The sequence below is a fragment of the Actinomadura latina NBRC 106108 genome (assembly GCF_001552195.1).
GTDB classification, from domain to species: Bacteria; Actinomycetota; Actinomycetes; order Streptosporangiales; family Streptosporangiaceae; genus Spirillospora; species Spirillospora latina.
On the sequence record NZ_BCQS01000020.1, the window covers coordinates 97605 to 118569 of the forward strand.

Annotated in this window: 14 protein-coding genes and 1 pseudogene; 4 read left to right on the plus strand and 11 right to left on the minus strand. The window is 70.5% G+C overall.

Translation table 11 applies throughout. From position 1 onward, the window contains the following. Positions 1-5 precede the first annotated feature (5 nt). The 5 genes from AL2_RS39845 to AL2_RS25330 all read right to left on the minus strand — a co-directional run bounded on the left by AL2_RS39845 (position 6) and on the right by AL2_RS25330 (position 6300). Positions 6-137, minus strand: coding sequence for a hypothetical protein (locus AL2_RS39845; RefSeq protein WP_281181612.1), 132 nt, complete (start codon positions 135-137; stop codon positions 6-8). Next, positions 137-1849 (minus strand): MmpA family trehalose lipid delivery protein, encoded by a 1713-nt coding sequence (locus tag AL2_RS25315; protein WP_067637690.1) that lies wholly within the window; start codon positions 1847-1849, stop codon positions 137-139. Before AL2_RS25315 ends, AL2_RS39845 begins: the two co-directional genes overlap by 1 nt. Before the next feature lie 59 nt (positions 1850-1908). Beyond that, positions 1909-4035, minus strand: a complete 2127-nt coding sequence (locus tag AL2_RS25320) for an acyl-CoA dehydrogenase family protein (RefSeq protein WP_067637692.1) — start codon at positions 4033-4035, stop codon at positions 1909-1911. A gap of 72 nt (positions 4036-4107) precedes the next feature. Further along, positions 4108-5388, minus strand: a complete 1281-nt coding sequence (locus AL2_RS25325) for a flagellar basal body-associated FliL family protein (RefSeq protein ID WP_067637694.1) — start codon at positions 5386-5388, stop codon at positions 4108-4110. Positions 5389-5463: 75 nt separating this feature from the next. Beyond that, positions 5464-6300, minus strand: a complete 837-nt coding sequence (locus tag AL2_RS25330; protein ID WP_245666904.1) for an EI24 domain-containing protein — start codon at positions 6298-6300, stop codon at positions 5464-5466. Positions 6301-6417: 117 nt separating this feature from the next. Between AL2_RS25330 and AL2_RS25335 the strand changes: the two genes are divergently transcribed. Both AL2_RS25335 and AL2_RS25340 read left to right on the plus strand, forming a co-directional pair. After that, the gene (locus tag AL2_RS25335; RefSeq protein ID WP_067637696.1) at positions 6418-7284 is read left to right on the plus strand and encodes a TIGR03619 family F420-dependent LLM class oxidoreductase; all 867 of its coding nucleotides are present in this window, start codon (positions 6418-6420) and stop codon (positions 7282-7284) included. Beyond that, positions 7281-7736 carry a nuclear transport factor 2 family protein gene (locus AL2_RS25340; protein WP_067637699.1) on the plus strand — a complete coding sequence of 152 codons (456 nt, stop codon included), beginning with the start codon at positions 7281-7283 and terminating at the stop codon, positions 7734-7736. The genes AL2_RS25335 and AL2_RS25340 overlap by 4 nt, the downstream gene beginning before the upstream one ends. A 1-nt stretch (position 7737) precedes the next feature. Here the strand turns inward: AL2_RS25340 and AL2_RS25345 are convergent, their stop codons facing one another. After that, positions 7738-8751, minus strand: coding sequence for an effector-associated domain 2-containing protein (locus AL2_RS25345; protein ID WP_157438355.1), 1014 nt, complete (start codon positions 8749-8751; stop codon positions 7738-7740). A gap of 350 nt (positions 8752-9101) precedes the next feature. On the opposite strand from AL2_RS25345, the gene AL2_RS25350 reads away from it, so the two are divergent. Together AL2_RS25350 and AL2_RS25355 are read left to right on the plus strand one after the other, a co-directional pair. Then, complete coding sequence (locus AL2_RS25350) at positions 9102-9296, plus strand: hypothetical protein (protein ID WP_067637703.1); 195 nt, start codon at positions 9102-9104, stop codon at positions 9294-9296. Further along, the gene (locus AL2_RS25355) at positions 9296-10516 is read left to right on the plus strand and encodes an FxsB family cyclophane-forming radical SAM/SPASM peptide maturase (RefSeq protein WP_067637705.1); all 1221 of its coding nucleotides are present in this window, start codon (positions 9296-9298) and stop codon (positions 10514-10516) included. The genes AL2_RS25350 and AL2_RS25355 overlap by 1 nt, the downstream gene beginning before the upstream one ends. A 19-nt stretch (positions 10517-10535) precedes the next feature. On the opposite strand, the gene fxsT is transcribed toward AL2_RS25355, so the two are convergent. From fxsT to AL2_RS25380, 5 genes and pseudogenes are all read right to left on the minus strand, one after another. Then, positions 10536-14690 (minus strand): FxSxx-COOH system tetratricopeptide repeat protein, encoded by a 4155-nt coding sequence (gene fxsT / locus AL2_RS25360; RefSeq protein ID WP_067637708.1) that lies wholly within the window; start codon positions 14688-14690, stop codon positions 10536-10538. Next, the gene (locus tag AL2_RS25365; protein ID WP_067637710.1) at positions 14687-15709 is read right to left on the minus strand and encodes an AAA family ATPase; all 1023 of its coding nucleotides are present in this window, start codon (positions 15707-15709) and stop codon (positions 14687-14689) included. The genes fxsT and AL2_RS25365 overlap by 4 nt, the downstream gene beginning before the upstream one ends. A 17-nt stretch (positions 15710-15726) precedes the next feature. Beyond that, positions 15727-17307: a VMAP-C domain-containing protein gene (locus AL2_RS25370; RefSeq protein WP_281181613.1), complete on the minus strand. Its 1581-nt coding sequence runs from the start codon at positions 17305-17307 to the stop codon at positions 15727-15729. Beyond that, positions 17270-18763 carry an MFS transporter gene (locus AL2_RS25375; RefSeq protein ID WP_083946889.1) on the minus strand — a complete coding sequence of 498 codons (1494 nt, stop codon included), beginning with the start codon at positions 18761-18763 and terminating at the stop codon, positions 17270-17272. The genes AL2_RS25370 and AL2_RS25375 overlap by 38 nt, the downstream gene beginning before the upstream one ends. A gap of 411 nt (positions 18764-19174) precedes the next feature. Continuing rightward, positions 19175-20810, minus strand: a pseudogene (locus AL2_RS25380) (IS1634 family transposase). Positions 20811-20965 lie beyond the last annotated feature (155 nt).

A 20965-nucleotide genomic window follows, 5' to 3' on the forward strand; every position in this document is an offset into this window, starting at 1 on the left:
ACAGGTCACCGGGAGCCGTAGTTGTACAGCGGCTTGATGACCGGGTCCTGCTGGGAGGCGTTCACGAGCTGGACCGTGCCGAACGACGCTCCGGCCGCGAGCAGAACGCCGACCACTGCGGCGATGGCGATGCGCATCAGGGGGTCCTTCGTCGGTGATGGGGGCTGCGGGGCTTGATACTGCCGAGTAACGGAAAGCTCAGAGTAGTACCTGAGCCCAGGATTGACCAGAAAACGACCAGACTCATGATGCCCCAGGCGACCGCGACCGGCGCTGCCGGCACTCGCTCCCCGGCCGCCTCGGCGGCCCCGTCGATCCGGTAGACGGCCAGGTCAGGGCCGCGCAGCACCTCGGTGGCCTGGCCGGACGGACGGACCGACCCGGTCTCCGCGTCCACCACGACGTACCGGACGCCCTCGGCGCGGAGCGTCTCGGCGGGCGGCGCCCCGGTCCTCGCGACCGGCGCGAGCCGGACGGCCCTCGGGTCCTCGGGCGGGACGGTCGTGCCGCCCACGGTCACGGCGTCGTCCACGATGACGCGCCGGTGGAGGTAGCGGGGCACAGGGTCGAGCACGCGGCGGCCGTGGTTCCAGGGGTAGCTCCGGTACGACGCCCACGGCAGGACCAGCACGTCGCCCTTCCCGGGATCGCGGTCGATGATCTGCCGTGCGCGCGCCCAGTCGTCCGGATAGCGGACGGCCCGCAGCTCGCCCGCCGCGCCCCACGCCAGCGTCGGCAGCAGGAGCACCGGCACGGCCGTCGCCGCCGCGGCGACTCCCGGCCACCTCGCCTCGGCCGCCCGGTCGGCGGCCGCGCCGAGCCCGACCGCGACCACCACGGCGAGCGGCGCGACGTACTGCTGCCCGTCCCGCAGCACGGCGAATCCGGGCCAGAGACCGATGAGCCCTTCGAGGACGGGCGCGGCGACCGCCCCCAGCGCCGCGATCACGAACCCGGTGGCCGCCGCGACCGCGGCACCGCGCCGCCACACCGGCTCCCGGCACCATCTCCAGTAGGCCGCGAGCGCGATCACGACCACGAGCAGCCAGATCGCCGCGGTCACCGGCGCTCCGTAGCCGGCCGGCACCGTCTCGCCGTTCCACACGCCGCCGAGCAGGAGGAGGCTCCCGAGCGTCCCGAACGGCGTGTCCGCCCGGGCCGCGAAGAGATCGACGGCCACCCCGTCCCCGGGCAGGCCCGCCGGCCGCAGCACCCCCGGCACCAGCCAAGGCAGGCTCAACACTCCCACCGCCACGACGACCCGGACCGCCCCGGCGAGCCGCACCCGAGACGTCAGGGCGACGGCCAGGGCCGTGATGCCGGTGATCGTCAGGGCGGCGAAGCCGCCGACGGCGGCGGGGAGCAGCGCGCGGACGAGGCGGCGGGTGCCGCCGGGCTCGTCGGTGCGGGCGGCGGCGGCCACCGCCCACGGCAGGGCCGCGTAGCCGAGGAGCAGTGCCCACTGCCCGAGGAGGAGCCGTTCGGCGACGAACGGGTTCCAGGCGTAGCAGACCCCGGCGGCGAGGCGCGGCAGGAGGCGGCGGGACGGCACCAGCGACGCCGCCGACGTGCACGCCATGACGAAGACCGCCAGCAGGACGATCTTCTGCACGGCGTCCGCCGGGACGACGTGGGCGAGCGCGGTGACGAACGCGTCGCTCGGGACGTGCCGGGGCACGATCCCGGTCAGCCCGAACGTCAGGCCGGTGAACGAGGGGCCGGGCACGAACACCATGTCGTACGACAGCACGAACCCGGGCGCGAGCCCCGGCCCGAGTGCCGCCAGCCCGAGCCCCAGCCCGGTCAGTGCGGCCACCAGGTGCCGCGCCCGTTCTCCCCGTTCTCCCATGTGAGCCTGGACGCTACCCGACCCGTCCCGGCGCGCGAGACGCCGCCCGCGCCGCCCGGCTACCGTGCCGGTTCAGGGTCCCGGGGCAGCCCCAGGATGCGCTCGCCGATCACGTTCAGGTTGACCTCGGTGGTGCCGCCGCCGATGCTCATGGCGCGGGACGCGAGCAGGTACCGGGTCCAGCGGGCGCGCAGGTCGTCCTTCCAGCCGCCGGTCAGCACGCCCTCCTCGCCGAGGAGCGTGAACCCGAACTCGGTGACCTCCTGGCCGTGCTCCATCGCCACCAGTTTCCGGACGTTCGCGGTGGCGCCCGGGTCGGTGCCGGAGAGCTGCTTCAGCGTCGCGCGGAGGCCGAGCAGGTTGAACGAGTGCTCGTCGCAGGCCAGCCGGCCGAGGCCGTCCCGGACGACGGGGTCGCCGTCCAGGCCGAGCCCGGCGGCGAGGTCGAGCAGCTTGGGCAGGTCGCCGCCGAGCTGGAAGCTGCTGGTCAGGCCGACGCGCTCGTTGGCGAGGGTGGTGCGGGCGACCCGCCAGCCGGCGTTGACGGGGCCGACGACGAGGTCGTCCGGGACGAACACGCCGTCCAGGAACACCTCGTTGAACACGGCGTCGCCGGTGCATTCGCGCAGCGGGCGGATATCGACGCCGGGCGACTTCATGTCGACGAGGAAGTACGTGATGCCGTCGTGCTTGGGCCGGCCGGGGTCGGTGCGGGCGATGCAGATGCCCCACTGCGAGTCGCGGGCGAGGGACGTCCAGATCTTCTGGCCGGTGATCGTCCAGCCGCCCTCGGTGCGCTCGGCGCGGGTGCGCAGCCCGGCGAGGTCGGAGCCCGCGCCCGGTTCGGAGAACAGCTGGCACCAGATGATCTCGCCGCGCAGCGTCGGCGGCAGGAAGCGCTCCTGCTGCTCCGGCGTCCCGTACTGGACCAGCGACGGGACGACCCACGCGGCGATCATCAGCGGCACCGGGCGCACCTTCGCCGCCTTCAGCTCCTGCTGGATGACGATCTGCTCCAGCGGCCCGGCGCCCCGGCCCCACGGCTTCGGCAGGTGCGGCGTCACCCAGCCGCCCTCCGCCATCGCCGCCCGCTGCTCGAGGAAGTCCATCGCGGCCATCTCGGCGACGCGGGCGCGGATCTCCGCCCGGACCGGCTCGGCGTCCTCGTCCAGCTCGATGCTCATCGGCCGCCGGACGCCCCGCACCGCGAGCGCGGCGACATCGGCCCGGTGCCGGCCGGCCCGCCCCAGGAGCGCGCGGAGCGTCAGAGCCCGCCGGTAGATGAGGTGGGCATCGTGCTCGTAGGTGTAGCCGATGCCTCCATGGATCTGGATGTTGCCCTCGGCGCAGGTGACCGCAGCGTCGGCCGCCAGAGCGGCGGCGACTCCGACCGCGTACGCACGCTGCTCCTCGGGTTCGTTCAGCGCGCGCGCCGCGTCCCACACGGCGGCCCTGGCGCGCTCGACGGCGATGAGCATCCGGGAGCACTTGTGCTTGATGCCCTGGAACTGGCCGATCGGACGTCCGAACTGCTCGCGGAGCTTGGCGTAGGCGACGGCGTCGTCCAGTGCACGTCCCGCCACACCGCACGCCTCCGCCCCCAGAAGGACCGCCGCGAGGGCTTGCGCGTCCACCCCGTCGAGGAAGCGGTCGACGGCCACCCCGTCCACAGTGACCGATCCCACAGGGCGCGTGATGTCGAGCGACTCCAGCGCCCCTACGGTGACGTCCTCCCGGTTGAGGACGACCCACCGGTCACCGGCCGGAAGCACGAACAGGTCGGCGAGCGGAGCGCCCAGCACAGGCTGCACCGTGCCCGAGACCGTCGAGCCGTCCGCGTCCAGGCTGCCGGACAGCGCCACCGCGGCGGTGCGGGAACCGTCCGCCAAGCCCGGCACGTCGGCCCCGCAAGCGTGCAGGACCGCGGACGCCAGCACGGTCGGCGTGTACGGGCCCGGCGCGAGCACCCGGCCGAGCTCCTCCAGAACGACGGCCTGCTCCAGGATCCCGAAGCCCTGCCCGCCGGCGTCCTCGGGCAGGTGCAGGCCGGGGAGCCCCTGGGCGGCGAGCGCGGGCCAGAACCCGGCGTCCGCCTGCCGCGCGGCCTCCGCGGTGATGTTCCGCTCCGCGAACCCGCGCACCGACGCCGCCAGCGCCTCGTGCTCCTCGGTCAACCCGATCGCCATGGCCACACCTTTCCTCGAACGTGGCCACAGCCTATTAGAACGTCATTCGGTTTGTCAGGGCGCGGTCTTTGGTCAGGGCGCGGTCTTCAGGTGGCCGAAGAACTCGTTGATGTCCGGCCACCGCTGCTTGTGCGTGTTCGGCATCGACGCGAACACGACCGCCGGCGTCCTGCGGCCGGTGTCGATCACCGCGGTGGCGACGATCTCGCCGGTCGCCCGCACCCCGTCCCGCTGGTAGGTGAGGTAGGACGCGATCAGCCAGCCCTTGTGACCGCCCACGGTCAGCGCCTGCGACGCCAGCGGCGCCGTCTTGTGCGGGAACGCGTAGTACTGCGCCTCATACCCCTGCGCGACCAGGGCGGTGACGTTCTTCACGCTGTCCGGGCCCTGGTAGGCGCTCTGCATGCCCGGGTGCAGCGTGCCGGTGAGCAGCTGGCCGTACCAGAGCTGCTGGGCGTGCCGCTCGGTGACCAGGATCTGCTGCCCGGACCATCCCGACGTGCCCAGCCTGTTCTTCTTCGTGGGCACCTGCCACGGCGCCGCGAGCCGCGGATACGCCAGCCCGGAATGGGCGTCGCTCACCATGCCGAGCATCCGGCTCGGGGTGCCGGCGAACCGCGCGAGCGGCTTGTCCGGCGGCAGCTTCGCCTGCGCCGCCTCGGACTGCTCCGCCGCCGACCGCTTGTCGGCGTTGCCGGCCGGCTCCGCGGGCTCGTCGCCGCCGCTCCGGGTGAGGTAGACGGCGCCGGCCGCGATCAGCGCGACGACGAGCAGCCCGACGCCGCCGAACAGCATCAGCCGGGACCGGCCGCCGCCGTCCAGCCCGTCGCGGGGCGGCTTCGGCGAGCCTCCGAGCTTGGCGTCGGCGGACTCCTCGTCCGCCATCCACTCGGGCATCTGCCAGTTGCCGCTGCTCGGCTTGCCCGGCTTCGCGGGCTGCCCCGACCCGGTCGGGACGGCCGGAACGTAGTTGGAGTCGCCCGGTCCCTCGTCGAACAGCGACCCCTCCCACTGGCGCGCGTCGTCCTCGGGGGCGGGCGCTTCCTCGGGGGCGGGGTCCTCCTCGCGGACGGGGGCGACCTTGACGTCGTCGGCGTCGCTGTCGCCGGGCTCCTGGGACGGGGCCTGCTCGACCCTGCCCCACACGTCGTGCGACCCTGCGTCCTCGCCGGAGTCGGCGGAATCGGCGGGATCGGTCGGCGCGGGCATGAACACCTCGGGAGACTCGGAGTCGGGGAAGACCACCTGCGAACCGGCCGCACCGCCGGCGCCGGGCTCCTGCCCGAACCCGTCCCGCGGCTCGCTCTCGCTCATGTCGGTCCAGCGCGCACTGCGCTCCCCCTGATCGGACATGCGGCACACGTTACGCGAAGATCAGGCGTGGGCATCCCGCGCGTAATCACGCTCGGGACACATCTTCACATCACCTCAGTGATGGTTCGCCATGCCGTTATCGCCCGGTGTGACCAGCGGGTCGTCCGCCAGGCGTTCTCTGGCCATCAGGGTCGCCCCGGCCACCGCCCCCGGCATCGCGAGCACCGCGCCCAGCGGAATGAGGAACACCACAAAAGTCGCGGCGCCGAACCCGACCACGAGCGGCCGGTCGGCCCTCATCCGCACGAACCGCTCCTTGCGCAGGATCCCGCGCCGCTCCAGCGCGATCGAGGTCAGCTCGCCCGCGAGGAAGTAGCCGGACACGAGCGCCGCGACCACCGGGACGACCGTCTGCCCCACCACGGGCAGGAACCCGCAGGCGAAGAACACGACGGCGAACGCCAGCGCGATGGCCCCGATGAGCAGCGTGTCCTTGATCGCCCGCCCGATCTGGACGAGCAGCGGGATGTCCGGCTCCGGCGGCGCGCCGCCCTGCGACTCCTCCACCCGGAACGCGATGGCCTGGTAGAAGGGGTCGCCGACCAGCAGCGTCACCGCGGTGAAGGTGATCAGCGCCAGGAACAGCGCGGACCCGAAGATCGCGATGCCCGCGACGACCCGCGCGGACGTCCGGGCGGCGTCCGCCCAGCCGTCGGCGAACCCCGTCACCCACCCCGCGAGGCCGCCGATCTCGAGCGCGAGGAAGACCAGCGCCGTCGCGTAGACGATCAGCACGATCAGCGCGGGGATCAGCCCGAACAGCCACTGCGCCGGATGCCGCGCCGTCCAGCCGACGCCGCGCGCCAGATAGCGGGCGCCGCCGAACAGATCCTTGAACGCGGACGGCTTCGCGGGCGCCTGCGGCACGGGCCGGATGTGCGGTTGGCTCACGCACCCAGACCTTATCGGGGCAAACGCACAAGGAGGGCGGAACACCGCCGGACCGCCCGTCGCAGCTCGCGGCCGCCGCCCCTGGCACAGAACTAGAACGCGTTCTAGTATCTGGGCATGAGGTTCACCTACGCCGAGGCGATGACCGACCCGTCGTTCTACGTGCCGCTGGCCAAGGCCGCCGAGGACGCGGGCTACACAAGCATGTCGATCGCCGATTCGCTGGTCTACCCGAAGGAGTCCGACTCGACCTACCCCTACACCGCCGACGGCAAGCGGGACTTCCTTGAAGACAAGCCCTTCATCGAGACGTTCACCCTCATCGCGGCCCTCGGCGCGGTGACCACGACACTCCGCTTCACCCCGTTCGTCCTCAAGCTCCCGATCCGGCCGCCGGTGCTGGTCGCGAAGCAGGCGACGTCCATCGCGTGCATGACGGGCGGGAGGCTCGGCCTGGGCGTGGGCCTCAGCCCGTGGCCGGACGACTTCCAGGTGATGGGCGTCCCATGGGAGCGGCGCGGCAAGCGGATGGACGAGGCGATCGACATCCTGCGCGGCCTCAGCACCGGCGAGTACTTCGAGTTCCACGGCGAGCACTTCGACATCCCGGCGATCAAGATGACGCCCGCGGGTCCCTTCCCGATCCTCGTCGGCGGGCACAGCGAGCCGGCGCTGCGCCGCGCGGTCGTCCGCGGGGACGGCTGGATGCACGCCGGCGGCGACGACCTCGACCGGCTGCTGACCAGGCTGACCGACATCCGGAAGGAGGAGGGCAAGGCCGGCGATCCGTTCGAGGTCCACGTCATCTCGATGGACGCCTACACGCCCGACGGAGTCAAGCGCCTGCAGGACAAGGGCGTCACCGACGTGATCGTCGGCTTCCGGATGCCCTACGCCGAGGGCCCCGACACCCAGCCCCTGGCCAAGAAGATCGAGCACCTCGAACGCTTCGCCGAAACGGTCATCGGGAAGGTGAACCCATGAAACAGGAACACGTTGCAGACGCCATCGCGTGGAACGCCCCCGACGCCGACCACCCGGCCCGGCGCGCCGGCCGCGCCTCCATGGCGGCCGTCATCGAAGGCCGCAAGGACGACTGGCTGGACCTCTTCGCCCCCGACGCCCTGATCGAAGACCCCGTGGGCCCGTCCTTCCTCGACCCCACCGGCAACGGTCACCGAGGCCCCGACGGCATCACCGCCTTCTGGGACAACTTCATCTCCACGATCGCCGGCTTCCGCTTCACCATCGCCGACTCGTTCGCCAACGGCGACTGCTGCGCGAACGTAGCCACGATCACCACCACGATGGACGACGGCTCCACCATGACCATCGACTGCGTCCTCATCTACAAGGTGAACGACGACGGCAAGATCACGTCCCTCCGCGCCCACTGGGAGCCCGACAGAGCCATGGCCACCATTACCCGGCCCTGAGTCACGACCAAGTGTCATCCGGCGGCGCCAGAAGCGACTGAGCGATCGTCTGCTTCAGCCGGCGCACCGCCATCGACTCGCCCACGAACCCCTGGACGGCCCGCAGGAACTGCTGCAACCCACCCGAATAGTCGAGGCACGTCCGCACGATGGCGAAAAGGTCGGCGCGGGCCTCCGCCGACCGCGGCACGGCCCCGGCGATCTCCAGCGACAGCGCCGCGACCAGCTGGTCGCGGCCGCGCTCGGCGCGCAGCCGGGGGATCTCCAGCAGCACCTCCACCACACGGAACAGGTCGGTCACCTCGACGCCCGCCTCCACCTCGAACGCCTCGAACCCACCCGGCTCCGGCACCGGCCCGTCCTCCTCGGGCACCGCCGGAACCCCGCCCCCGTCCGGACGGGCCGGCCGGACCCCCGGCACCATGACCCACGCCTCATCGGACGTCTCCTTCACCTGGACCTGGACCCGGTAGTAATCACCCGGATCGACGAGGCCCCGGCCATGGGACACCACGTCGTCGTACACCCGCCGCGAGACGATCAGCGCGATCCCGGTCTCCGCCGCGGCCACCGCCTCCTTCAACGGATCCGCGTCCAGCAGCCGGAACGTGTGCGTCAGCGCCGTACTGACGATCCCCCGCCCGTCCGACTCGGCCTCGCCGACATTGACCGCCACCCGCAGCCGCATCCGCGCGGGCTCACTCGCCGCCTCGTTGTGGTGCCGCACCTCCGCGCGCAACCGCGCGACCACCGCCGTCAGCAGCAACTCCGTCTGCACATCCGCCGGCAGGACGACCATCACCCCGTCCCCGCGGTCCTCGTGGTAGCAGTCGTCCAGCCGAAGCCCGACCCCCGCCAGACTCCGATCGAGCCCCTCGTACATCGCCTTCCGCACCCGTACCCGCACCGGATCGCGGCGCGAGGCGGCACTGAAGCCCGCGATGTCGCAGAGGAGGAACGAGCACATTCCCGCCGGCCGCCATCCCCCCGGGGCCGGGCGCACGGTCTCCGTCACGAGCACCTCACCGCTGGTCGCTACCCATCCCACTCTGCAACCCTCCCCCCGCCCCCGCAACAAGAGTGCGTCACCCATCACATTCCACCGTAGACAAGGTGATGAACGAGGAGGTCTCCGGGAGATACTTCCAGCGCAGTTTCGGCGTTAGGCTCCGGTTCCCACCGCCGAAGAGCCGACGCCCAGCGACCCGCCGCGAAAAAATCCACGGCGTGTCTTCATGGATCCGCACGCAGAAGGCGCCGTGTCCATATGATCGTCGCGTCGCGCGCGGCTAGGCTGACATCCCTGAAGTCCACAAAGGGAGCGCGACGCATTTCCGTTCCATGGGACAAGAGGGGGAGACGGCCGTGCCGGTCACTCATGGCAGCGCATCAGAGACCAGCGATCTCACGGGCTCCTTCTCCTGGACCCGTCTCACTCCCCGCGAACTGGACGTCTTCGAACTACCCGCGGGGACGGTCCTGAACGAGGCCGTCGACCGCGCCCGCACCGAACACGACGACCCGCACCCGGTCGGGGCCGGGTTCGACAACCGCGTGTGATGCCCGGGGTCGGATCCGACGAATGGCCGCTTCACGGCCTCGACATTCCTGCCCTGACGGCCGATGGATGGCGGCCCTTTCCGTTCTCCGAGTTTGTGGTCAAGATCCACGGCCGGTGCAATCTGGCTTGTGATTACTGCTATGTCTACGAGGGCGTGGACCAGTCCTGGCGAAGGCGGCCCACAGCGATGCCGCCCGAAGTGCTCGACGCCACGGCGACAAGGGTGGGCGAGCACGCCCGAGGCCATGCCCTCGGCAACGTGACGATCGTCCTTCACGGCGGAGAACCGCTGCTCGCGGGGAAGGACGCCATCGCTGCGGCGGCGACCCGGTTCCGCGCGTCCGTGCCCGACGCGTGCTACGTCGAAGTGAGCACTCAGACGAACGGGGTGCTCCTCACCGACTCGATGCTGGAAATGCTCGACGAGCACGATGTGGGCGTATCGGTCAGCCTGGACGGCGACCGCGCCGGCCACGACCGGCACCGGTTGCGCATCAACGGACGCGGAAGCCACGCCGACGTCATGCGCGGATTGAACCGGCTCGCCGACTCCCACCGGAGGCTCTACCGAGGGCTCCTGTGCACGGTGGACCTCGCCAATGATCCGGTCCGGACGTACAAGGCCCTTCTAGAGACGGGTCCGCCTCGCATCGACTTCCTGCTTCCGCACGGAACCTGGACTGCGCCACCGCCCGGCCGTCCGGTGAATGGCGGCGGCACCCCCTATGCCGAGTGGCTCATCGCCGTGTTCGACCGCTGGTACCACGCGCCGCGCAAGGAAACCGGCGTCCGGATGTTCGAGGAGATCATCAATATTCTGCTCGGCGGGCAGAGCCGGAGCGAGAACGTCGGGCTGTCCCCCGTCGCCATGCTGGTCGTCGACACCGACGGGACGCTACAGCAGGTCGACTCGTTGAAGACCTCGTACGCGGGCGCGCCCGAAACCGGCCTCACCGTTTTCGATCACTGCTTCGACGACGCGCTGCGGCATCCCGGCGTGGTCGCGCGGCAGATCGGTCTAGCGGCGCTCTCCGCGACATGCCGGACGTGCTCGGTACGCGACATCTGCGGTGGCGGCGCCTACGCGCACCGCTACCGCGAGGGGCACGGCTACCTCAACCCGTCGGTGTACTGCCCGGACCTCATGCGGCTGATCGGCCACATCGGCCGGACCGTCCAGCACGACCTCGCCCTCGCCCAGCCCGCGCGAAGCCGCTGACCCGGCCTGGCCGCCGGGCTCACAGGGCGGTGGGTTCGATGTCGCAGTCGAGCATTTCGCCGCGTTCGGCGGCGCGCGTCTGCGGGTGATCCCGGCCGAGCACACGCGCGAGCGAGGCCAGGGCCGAGGCGGTGCCACGCACATCGCCGCCCATGGCGGTGTGCGCACGCCGGAGATTGAGCGTGACGGCGAGCGAGTGAGGATGCATCTCGCCGAGCAGACCGGCCATCCTCCCCCGCACATCGGAGAGGAGCCGGACCGCCGCATCCAGTTCGCCGAGCAGGTAGTAGTCATTCGCCAGCCCCACCGCGGCGCACAACGCGTAGTAGTGATCCGGTCCGGGGATTCCGGCTTCGAGGGTGGAGAGCGCGGCCTGGTCGGCCTCCTGCGCCGCGTACGCCTCCGCCAGTTGGCGAAGTACGACAGCCCTGTTGACCGCACAGACGTTCACGAAGGGATGGCCGTCCCCCATCGCCCGGCGATAGCCGGCCAGCGCGTCGTCGATGAGCGGCAGCGCCTCGCCGGGCCGGCCGACCGCACTCGTCGTGAGGGCCAGGCAGACCTTGCTGGCCAACGTGTTCGCGTGGTCCTCGCCGAACCGGCGGACATGGGCCGCGAAGGTCTCGGTGGCCAGCCGGTGCGCCTCCTCGAACCGCCCGAGCTTCCGCAGGGTGCCCGCATGGCTCATCTTCGCCTGCAGGACGAGCGAATGCCCGGGGCCGAGGACCGGCCGCAGACTGCCGAGGCTCTCCGTCTGCATGGCGCAGGCCTCCTCATATCGCCCCAACTCGTGCAGGTCCCGCGCGAGGTGGTGGGTGGTGCGGAACCGCTGCCGGTAGGCCTGGCCGGGCCCGGCCTGCCTGCGCCACACCTCCAGGTCGATGTTGTAAGCCTCCTGAAAGCTTCCGAGGATCCGCAGGTCGACGGCGAGGTTGGTGGCGGCGAGCTGGGTCTCGGACGCGTCGTCCCCGTACAGCTGGCGCATGCGGCGCCACGCGTCGAGGTCGACCTCGTGGGCTCGGCGGAAGTCGCCGCGGAAGCGCAGGTCGGCACTGAATCCGGCGGCGGCGAAGAGCGTCTGCAGGTGGTCGGCGCCGAACTTGCGGCGCGTCCTCGCGAGGTTGTCCTCGCTTAGTTCCGCGGCCGCCCTGTTGTCGCCCAGGCCGCGCAGAGCGTTCGCCAGGACGCGGGAGACGTCCAGGACATCCTCGTCGTCGGGCCCGTACCGCTCCCGCCAATGGTCCAGAGCGGACTCCGCCAGCCGGCGGCTGCCCTCGAAGTCCCCCGACTGGTACAGGAACTTCGCCTGGTCGATGCCGACGTGCCGGACGTCCGGACTGTCCGCTTCGAAGACGCCGGAAGGGACGACGTGCGGAGTGATCCCGGATCGGAGTTCCCAGGTCGATTCCACTTCCGGTTCCTCCTCAGGAGTGGCCGCCGCCAGGACCGCGTGCACATGTTCCTGGACGCGGTGCTTCCCGCCCTCCCCGAGCCGGTCGTTGAGAATCGCGCGGACGAGGCGGTGGATCTGGAGTGCGGCCGACTCCTCATCGAAACGGGCGAGGGAGAACCGGCCGATCGCGCGCATCGCGTCCCGCAGCCGCGCCTCGTCGGCCAGCAGCCCCGCCAGCCGCGCGGGCAGCGCGGCCGCCCCGCCGGCGGCCAGCAACCGGCAGGACACGGGTTCGGGGCCGAACACGGCCCACAGTTCCAGTAGCGCCCAGGCGACGGGGTCCGCCTCCTGGAGCAGGTCGAGGTTCAGGCTCACCCCGGCCGCGAGGGACTCCGGGAAATCGGTGCCGGGCGAGGCCGTCGAGGCGATGTCGGTAAGGCGCCGGTCGAACAGCCGCAGATAGTCCTCGACGGTTCCGTCGGTGACGACCTGCCATGCCGCCGCCTGGTGGACCGCCAGCGGAAGGTCTCCTACACGTTCGGACAGCATGTCCGACTCGGCCTCCGACAGGCGCGGCACCAGCCGCAGCAGCAGGGCGATGCTCTCCGGCCGCTCGAAGACGTCGACGTCCACCACGGGCGCATGCCGCCCCCAACTGCGGTCGCGGGAGGTCACCAGAACATGGCGGCCCGTCCCGGGGCTTTGCGTGGACCCGCCGAGCGCCCGAGGGGTAAGTGGGACGACCTGGTCGGGCTCCTGAGCGTTGTCATATATCAGCAGCCAGCGGGCGTAGGGACGGCCGGCGCGCAACGCACGGAGGACACCGTCAACGGTCTCCTTGATGTCGTCGCTCATCGGCATGTCCAACTCGCGCGCCAGCAGGGCGAGTGCCGCCCGCACCGAAGTCGTCTGCTCCGCCGGAATCCACCACACCAGGTCGTAGTCGTCGGCGTGACGATAGGCGTACTCCACCGCGAGGTTGGACTTCCCCTCGCCCCCCATGCCGGATTCCGAGTGCGGAAGGAGCGCCGCCATACCGCCGGTCAACGCCGTCCGGACATCCGCGAGAAGCCGGTCGCGGCCGACGAAGTCCGGGTTGCGGCCGGGAAGCCACCGGCGCGGCACCGGCGCGGGCTCGGCGCTCACCGGCGGCTCCCGCCCGGTGACGGGCGCCATCGCCTGGTCCGTGCCCGCGTCGGCTGCGACTGCGCCGTCCTTCAACTGCTTCGCCATCTGGCGGTACGGCCCACCGAGCCCGACGAGTGCCTGCGCCGCCACCTGCGCGAACGGCAGCTCCGGCGACAGCGGTGCCTCCCCCCGGCGCAGCGCGGCGAGCAGCGCCGGGAAGTCCATGGACGAGCCGATGCGGTCCCGCACGACGCCCCACACCGCGCGCAGCACCTGCTGCACCTCGCGCCTGCGCAGCCCCTGCAAAAGGATCTCCCGCACCCCGTCGTGGAACTCGTAGACGACCTCTTCCTCACCGCCGTCGGACGGCCGCCCGACCATGCGGAGCAGTCCGCTGAGGAAGACCTCGGCCAGGTCGGCCGAGGTGGACGTCGGCAGCATCGCCCGCTGGACGAGACGCATCACGGGCAGCCTCAGCGGGGCCGCAGCAAGGAATGTGGCGAGCTTGAACGCCGCCGGCGACGAGGACGCCCGGAACTGCTTGACCCGCAATTCCGGCGAAACGGCGGCCGCAGAGGTTTCCGCGGGCGGCGGGTACGCCACCGGACGGCCGGTGAACAGGGCGGCGCCCATAACGTCCCGGCCTCCCCGCGCGACCATGCCCGCCCACGACCGCAGCCAGCGCGCGCTCAACTCGACCACCGGGATCGCGATGCCCGGCGGGCGGTCGTCCGGGAGTTGCAGCACTGTCCGCGTCACGGTGAGCCGCTCATTGGCGACCGCGGGTCCGGACGCGTCGAACCGCACCGGCTCGATCGCCGCCGCCGTCCGCCACCAGAGCCGCTGCGGCAGCGGCTGGACGATCGCGACGGTGCCGACGCGGCCCCACCGGTCAAGCAGCGCGGCGGCGCGGCCGTCCTGCCAGGCCGCGCCGATGCAGTCGCTGACGACCAGGATGAGGCGTCGACGCGTCGGGTCGACCAGCTCGTCCGGATCGCGCTCGGCGCCGACGCCGAACGCCGAACCGGTGCGCAGCGAAAGGCGGCGTGCACCCGTGTCCAGGTACCACGTCCGCAGGTCGCGGAACGCGCCGAGCTGTTGCAGCAGTAGCCGCAGCTCGTCGACCGTCTGCCGCCACACCACCATCGACGAGCCGACGTCCGCGACCAGGGCCAGATCGTGCCGCCGCTCCTGCGCCGGCACCATGACGGTCTCGAACACTCCGGTCTCGGCGATGCGCTGCGCGGTCGCCGTCTCGTCGAGATGCCGGCGGGTCGGCGACGGGACGGTCGTCCGCAGCGTCCGCAGCGCGCGGGACAGCGGCAGCGTCCCGGAGATGGCCGGCACGGCGGGCATCCGGACGGGGAACGCGGCGGCCGGAACGTCCTGCCCGGCCGGGTAGAGGCCCGCCTCCGCCGTCCGCGGCGGCGCCGTCTCGCGCTCCGGCGCCGCAGGCCGCTCCGGTGGCGGGACGGGGGGCGGCGCCGGGTCGGGAGACCCGCCCTCGCCGGGTCCGTCCGGGCCGCCGGTCGCCAGATGGGTCGGGCCCTCGTGCGTCCGGAACCAGCCGGCGAGCCACAGCGCATCCGCGATCTCCTCCGCCGCGGGCTGCGGGTCGAGCGCGAGCAGCGCCTCGACGAGCCGGTCGATCATCCCGCGCTGGGCCTCTCGATGGGGCGCAGCACCGTGTCGAGGATCTCCTGCAGCTTGGTCTCGGGTGGCCTGCTCCCGGACGTCGCCAGGTAGACGGCGTTGAGGAGCTGGTCGGTGGCGAGCGCCCCGTCGGCGCGGCGGGCGAGGAAGTCCTCGATGAGCCGGTCGCTCGCCGCCCTGGCGTCCGCGCCGAGATGCGCCTCGATGATCTCCGCGAGCCGGTTCCGGTCCGGTGGCTCGATCACCAGCCGGACGCACCGGCGCAGGAACGCGGGCGGGAACTCCCGCTCCCCGTTGCTGGTGATGATGACGACGGGGAAGTTCCCGCATCGCACCTCGCCGCGGTCGATCGGCACCCTCGGACCGCCGTCGGCGGTCATCACGTGGATGCGTGACTGCTCCTCGGGCAGCCGCTGCAGCTCCAGGACGTCGAACCGGCCCTCCTCGAAGACGTTGAGCAGGTCGTTCGGCAGGTCGATGTTGCTCTTGTCCAGCTCGTCGATGAGCAGGACGCGGGGGCGGTCGCCGGGCAGCAGCGCGGTGCCGAGCGGCCCGAGCCGGATGTAGCGGCCGATGTCGGGCGGCTCTGCCGTGTCGGACCTTCCGCCCGCGCCGCGCAGACTGGTCTCGTGCAGCCGCCCGATCGCGTCGTAGTCGTAGAGCCCCTGCTGCAGTGTCGTGTTGCTCGTGATCGACCAGTACAGGACGGAGCCGAGACCGAGTTCGTAGGCGACGTTGTAGGCCAGGGTGGACTTGCCCGATCCCGGTTTGCCCGTCACCAGCAGCGGGCGCCGCAGCAGGATGGCGGCGTTGACCCGGTCCACCACCGATTCGTCGGGCCGGTAGGAGATCGCCTGCTGCAGGTCGCGCCGCAGCCCTCCGCCGGTCTCGTCCGCCGGGCCGAACCGGCGCCACGGCGGGGGCGGCGGGAGCCGCCGCACCCGGTCGTGCGGACTGCTGTCGCCCCGGTAGATGCGCCAGTCACCGCCGAGGCCGCTGGTCTCTGGTTCTGTCGTCATGGACGCCTTCCGGAGGGCTATGCGGGTGGTCGGAGCCGCACGTACGGCTCGGGGATGCGGTCGGCATCGTCGAACACGAGCGTGAGATGCAGCCCGAGATGGCCGGATCCGGCACCTTCGACGCCGCCCGACAGCGCCTTGCGGCGCAGCTCCATCGTGCGGCGCGGCAGCTTCATCACGTCCGCCGCCAGCAGGCCCTTGACCTCCCTGGCGAACAGCGCGGGGTCGCGGCCGTCCCGGCACCACGCGACGACGGGGATGCCGGCGACCAGCCCGACCCAGTGCTCGTCCGGCTCGTCGCCTGCGCCGCCCCGCGGCGGGAAGGCCAGCGCGAGGACCGCGGTGGACGCCTCGGCGAGCGCGGAGAACAGCTCCTCCTTGTCGTACTCGCCGGGCCGGGTGACCAGGCAGACCGGCGCGTCGACCGAGTGCCCGGACAGCCAGTCCCACTTGTGCCGCCAGTCGTGGTGGACGGCGGCCAGCCGCATCCGGTCGAGGCTGCGCACGATCACCGGGTAGCGGATCCCGATGCGATGCTCCAGCCCGGCAATGCTGATCATGGACTGCTCGACCGGATGGTCCAGCAGCGCGCGCGGCAGGACGAACTCGATCGTGAGATCGGGGCCGGGTCGGCCGACCACGGAGCTCTCCGCGGTGAGCAGCCGCTCCAGCAGCTCCGGGATCCGGCTGAGCGGCAGCGCCTCGTCCCCGCACCGCAGTGTGCTGCCCGGTTCACGGCCGACCTGAAGCCACGCGGTGACCAGGTAGCGGTCCGCCTCCAGCGCGTCGGGCGCGCACTCGATGATCAGGTAGTTCTCGGTCTGCTCCGGCTCGGCCCGCCCCAGCTCCGGGGTCCGGCCGGGCAGCAGGACGGTACCGTCCAGGCCCTGCGCGTCGACCTGGCGGCGCACCCAGTCGCGGAACGCGGCCGCGGTCGGGTAACCCGCGTACTCGGCCAGGTCGTGCACGAACACCAGCAGCGGCGGGGTGCCGTCGGGTCCCGCGGGCATCTCCTCCAGGAGCGCGACGACGTCGTGCAAACTGCTGATCTCGCGCTCGACCTGCGGCCAAGCGGGCCCGATTGCCCGCCGGTAGAGCATCGGGAACCTGCCGAGATGCTTGAGTTCCGGGTCCGTCCGCTCCAGCGACGTGATCAGTTCATGGAGTTCGCGCCGCTCCGCCTGGTCGAGCCACGGCTCGGGAAGCAACTCCGCGACCAGTTCCCCGAGCGCCCGCACCGACAGGCTGCTCCGGTAGAGGGTGCGCAGAATCCGCACTAGCGCGTGCGCCGCCCCCGGATAGTTCAGCAGCGCCTCGACGAGCCCCCACACGTCGAGCATTTCCTTGTCCTGGCGGCCGTAGTGCAGCCGATGCCCGAGGTCGCGCTCCAGTGCCTGCACATGGACGTCCCGCTCACGTCGGACACTCATCGCATCGATGCGAAGGATCGCCTCGATCAGCCGATGCTGATCATCGAAGTTCAGCGACGTGATCAAACGCTCCGCCTCCGACCGAAAGCTGGCCGCAAAGAGATGCCGGCCGAGTTCGACGCCCGAAAGCCTACCTCCGCGACGCGCGGCGCACGGATGCCGCCTCATGCGGCAGCGACCGGAATAGGACGCCGCGAATGTGTCTCCTTACATAGTGCGCAGGAGACGGAGGGCGGACCGAGGGCTGCGGAGGGCGGCGCCGGGAGTCCCCGCCAACCGGTGGCTCCGGGCCCTCGGCAGGCTTCTCTCCTCCCGTCCGCTGCGCACCGTTTTGCACAGGGTTCGGACCACCGTGTGGGCCCGGCTTCCGGATAAGGACGGGTACCGCGATCCCGATCGCTACGAATGCGGTGGCCACGAGAGCCGCCGCGGACCGGGTCCCGAGGACGGTGATCACATAGCCGCCGGAAAAGGCCCCGAGCGTCACCGCACCCGTTGTGGTGAACCGGTGGACTCCCTCAACTCGGCCCAGAACTCGACGGGGAATGACCTTGCCCTGGTACACCGCCAGAGCGACGTTGACGTAGGCCCCGATGAAACTGCATGCGCCCCATGCGCACAGGCCGATCAGTGGGTCGCGCGCGGCGGCCACGATCACCAGAAGCGGGATCCAGAGCGCAACACAGTACTTGACCGTCTCCACCGGTGTCAGGAGCCGCACCACGGTGGGAGCCGTCAGCGCGCCCAAGAACCCGCTGACACCGGACGTTGCGAGCATTATGCCGATGACGGATCCGGAGAACCGCCGCTCAGCCTCGACCACCAGCAGGAGAATGGTGATCTGAAAACCGGTGTTCGCTACCGCGCAGGCACCCAGAGAAACAGAGAGAAAACGGTCACGGTATATCCAGCGAAACCCCTCCTTGAAAGAGTCGAGGACTTTTTCCCGCGACTCCTCCAGTGACTTCTTTCGTTGCGACTCAAAGGATCGCATGCTAGCTTTTACCCACAGCAGAGAGGCGACCGAGACAACAGAGGTCAATCCATCTAATACATATGGGAAAGTGCGCCCGAGAGTGAATAGCAGACCACCGACCGGGCGACCGAAGACAACGGCGATATGATGCCGGGCCTCACTCTTGCCCATCGCATTCTCGACCTTGCCGTCCGGGACCACACAACGTACCGCGGCGAGTTCGGCGATTCGAAAGAAGACGGCGCACGAGCCATCGATCACCGCCGCCACCACGAGCATGGGCCACGGTGCGGCGAGGACCCAGAGCCCGATGACCAGGACGATCGAGTTGAGCACGCGAGCCACCTGGCTGACCATCATGATGCGCCAGCGGTCATAGCGATCGACGAGCAGGCCGACCGGCAGGTGGAGGACCAGCCCCGGCAGTGTGCTCGCGGCCGCCACCCAGCCCGCGACGATCGGCGATCCCGTCAACGCCAGGGCGAGCAGCGGATTCGCCGCAGCGGCACCGATCGTGCCCAACTGGGAGAAGACCGACCCGCTTAGCAGCAAACGAAAATTACGACGCCAGTCATCGTCATTCTCGCCATTTGGCTCGGCTTTCCCGCCACCAACGTGAAGGTCCAATCCCGGTGAGGTGGCGGTCACCTTCTGGCTTCTCCTCGTTCCGGACCGTGGTCACCACCCCGGCCTCATGACCTTGACCGTTCACGATCGACCTCCCCCAACAAAGGGGGACGTAAAGTCGCGACGGACAAAAAACTCTGCCAGGAGTCCCCCAAGTAAATCGCCTCTTGCCCTTTCACGATCGGACTAGCGGGTTAACCCGACAGGGCAGGAATACTAGCAGCAGTGGAAATAGGATGGCACCGAAACCACAACGATCGGATTACGCAAACCAGACAAAGGAGACTCCGGCCTTTTAGGTCGAAGTCTGTACATATACGGATACTCGTCGCAGAGGGAACACTCGGCGAGATGAGTACCGGGTGGCTCGCCGAGCTACGCGGTACCGGACAGGGTCCGCTTGGCGATGAGCGCCTGAGTTGGCTCAATTGGTTAGTGCGTGGCGCGTGGGGTGTTCAGGGCGTCGAGGATCTTGCGTTGGCGGGTGGTGACGGCGGGCGGGAAGGTCTGCTGGGTGCCGTTGACCGCGATGGTCGCGCTGCGCAGTGGCCGTAGCTGGCGTACGAGGTTGCGGATCGCGAGCCCGGTGCGGTTCTGGGCCTCGCGGCTGACGGCCAGGGCGGTGAAGACGATAGTGAGGTGGGCTTCGATCGCGTCGCGGGTGTGGTGGAACATTGGCCGTGCCCTCAGGTCGGTCTTGCTCATCCGGAAGGACTGCTCGACGTGCCACAGGTCGTGGTAGGACGCGATCACCTCGGCCGCGTCCATGCAGGTGGCGGGGATGTTGGTGACATATCCCTTCAGCCCGACCAGTCTGCGGGCACGGGCCAGTGAGGTTTGGTCGAGGACTCGCTTGTCCCCGCTGGTCTTGACGAACCTGGTGGTCTTGGCCTTCTTCTCACCCAAGATGACCTCACGGGCACGGTTCTCCTGGATGGTCAGCGTCTTGTTGTCCCGCGCGGCGCGTTTGGCGGAGTAGGCCCACACCGCCCGCCACGACGCGGTGTGCTCCTGGGGGTTCCAGACCGGTTCGGCCTTCTTGGCGACGTCGTTCTCAACGATCCGGGAGTTCTTGGGGGTGATGGTGTCGACGACCTGCCCGTCGGTGAAGGCGTCGCCGTGCCAGCGGAAGTGGGAGGCCAGGTCGATGGGGCGCCTTGGTGGTCCGCGAGCCGACGATGAACTTCAGTGCGGCCTCGTCCAGTGCGGTCAGGTTCTTGGCCGACAGCATCCCCGCATCGGCGACGACCACCATGTGTGCCAGGCCGTGGCGTCGGGCGAACTGCTCGATGATCGGCACGATCGTGGTCGTCTCGGCCTGGTCTCCCTCGAAACAGCCGATCTCCAGGGGGAACCCGCACCGGTCGACCAGCAGCCCGACCACGATCTGGGGATCGACGCGACGTTCCTTGGAGTAGCCGACCTTGCGCAGGCCGTCCTCGCTCTCGGCCTCGAAATACAGGGTGGTGACGTCGTAGAGACACAAACTCACGTCACCGGCCCTGGCGGCATGGGCGAAGCAGGCGGTCGCGATCCGGTCGCGGTACTCGGCCGTCTTGACCTTGCTCAGGGTGCGTTTCATCGTCGCGTAACTCGCCGGCGCGACGCCCAGGTCGGTCAGCACCCGACCGGTGTCCAGCAGGGAGGTCGGCTCGACGATGCGGGCGATCACCAGGTCGCGGAACACCTCATCGCCCAGCGCGTCGAACCCGAGGCCGGCGTAGACGCCCGCCAGCGATTCGAACAGCACACGCGACCCGGTCGCCACAACCCGTCCGGCCCCGTCACGAGCACGGGCAGGCTCGTTCCCCAGGTTCTCGAAGAGCGCAGCCTCGCCCGCCGGCTGCGCCAAACCGGCCACCGGCACCGCCGGCTCGACGTCCAGGTCCAGCATCACCTGCCCCGGATCGACCAGCAGGCCACGGGCACGCTCGAGCAGCACCCCGAGCTCGGCCTCGGTGTGTGCCGAGCCGACGTGCTTGAGGATCCGCTGCCGTCCACCGGTGTACTCGGCGATCTGCACCGCCGTCGCTCCCGAAGCCGTACGAACCCGCCGGATGAACGCCACCCCGCGACCCTACGAGCACCCCGCTCAGTGCGTGAAACCACACTCACCCGAACACGTATCCACAGGTCAACAGGGCTCAAGGTCTGACGACATCCAAGCGAGTGAGCCAAGTCAGGCCAGACAAAGGAGACTCCGGCCTTTTAGGTCGAAGTCTG

What these genes read in the sequence shown, in the direction of transcription:
- AL2_RS25340 (WP_067637699.1), top strand. Translation starts at nt 7,281, where the DNA reads ATGAAACAGGAACACGTTGCAGACGCCATCGCGTGGAACGCCCCCGAC.
- AL2_RS25370 (WP_281181613.1), bottom strand. Translation starts at nt 17,307, where the DNA reads ATGAGGCGGCATCCGTGCGCCGCGCGTCGCGGAGGTAGGCTTTCGGGC.
- AL2_RS25320 (WP_067637692.1), bottom strand. Translation starts at nt 4,035, where the DNA reads ATGGCGATCGGGTTGACCGAGGAGCACGAGGCGCTGGCGGCGTCGGTG.
- AL2_RS25325 (WP_067637694.1), bottom strand. Translation starts at nt 5,388, where the DNA reads ATGTCCGATCAGGGGGAGCGCAGTGCGCGCTGGACCGACATGAGCGAG.
- AL2_RS25365 (WP_067637710.1), bottom strand. Translation starts at nt 15,709, where the DNA reads ATGACGACAGAACCAGAGACCAGCGGCCTCGGCGGTGACTGGCGCATC.
- fxsT (WP_067637708.1), bottom strand. Translation starts at nt 14,690, where the DNA reads ATGATCGACCGGCTCGTCGAGGCGCTGCTCGCGCTCGACCCGCAGCCC.
- AL2_RS25335 (WP_067637696.1), top strand. Translation starts at nt 6,418, where the DNA reads ATGAGGTTCACCTACGCCGAGGCGATGACCGACCCGTCGTTCTACGTG.
- AL2_RS25355 (WP_067637705.1), top strand. Translation starts at nt 9,296, where the DNA reads ATGCCCGGGGTCGGATCCGACGAATGGCCGCTTCACGGCCTCGACATT.
- AL2_RS39845 (WP_281181612.1), bottom strand. Translation starts at nt 137, where the DNA reads ATGCGCATCGCCATCGCCGCAGTGGTCGGCGTTCTGCTCGCGGCCGGA.
- AL2_RS25315 (WP_067637690.1), bottom strand. Translation starts at nt 1,849, where the DNA reads ATGGGAGAACGGGGAGAACGGGCGCGGCACCTGGTGGCCGCACTGACC.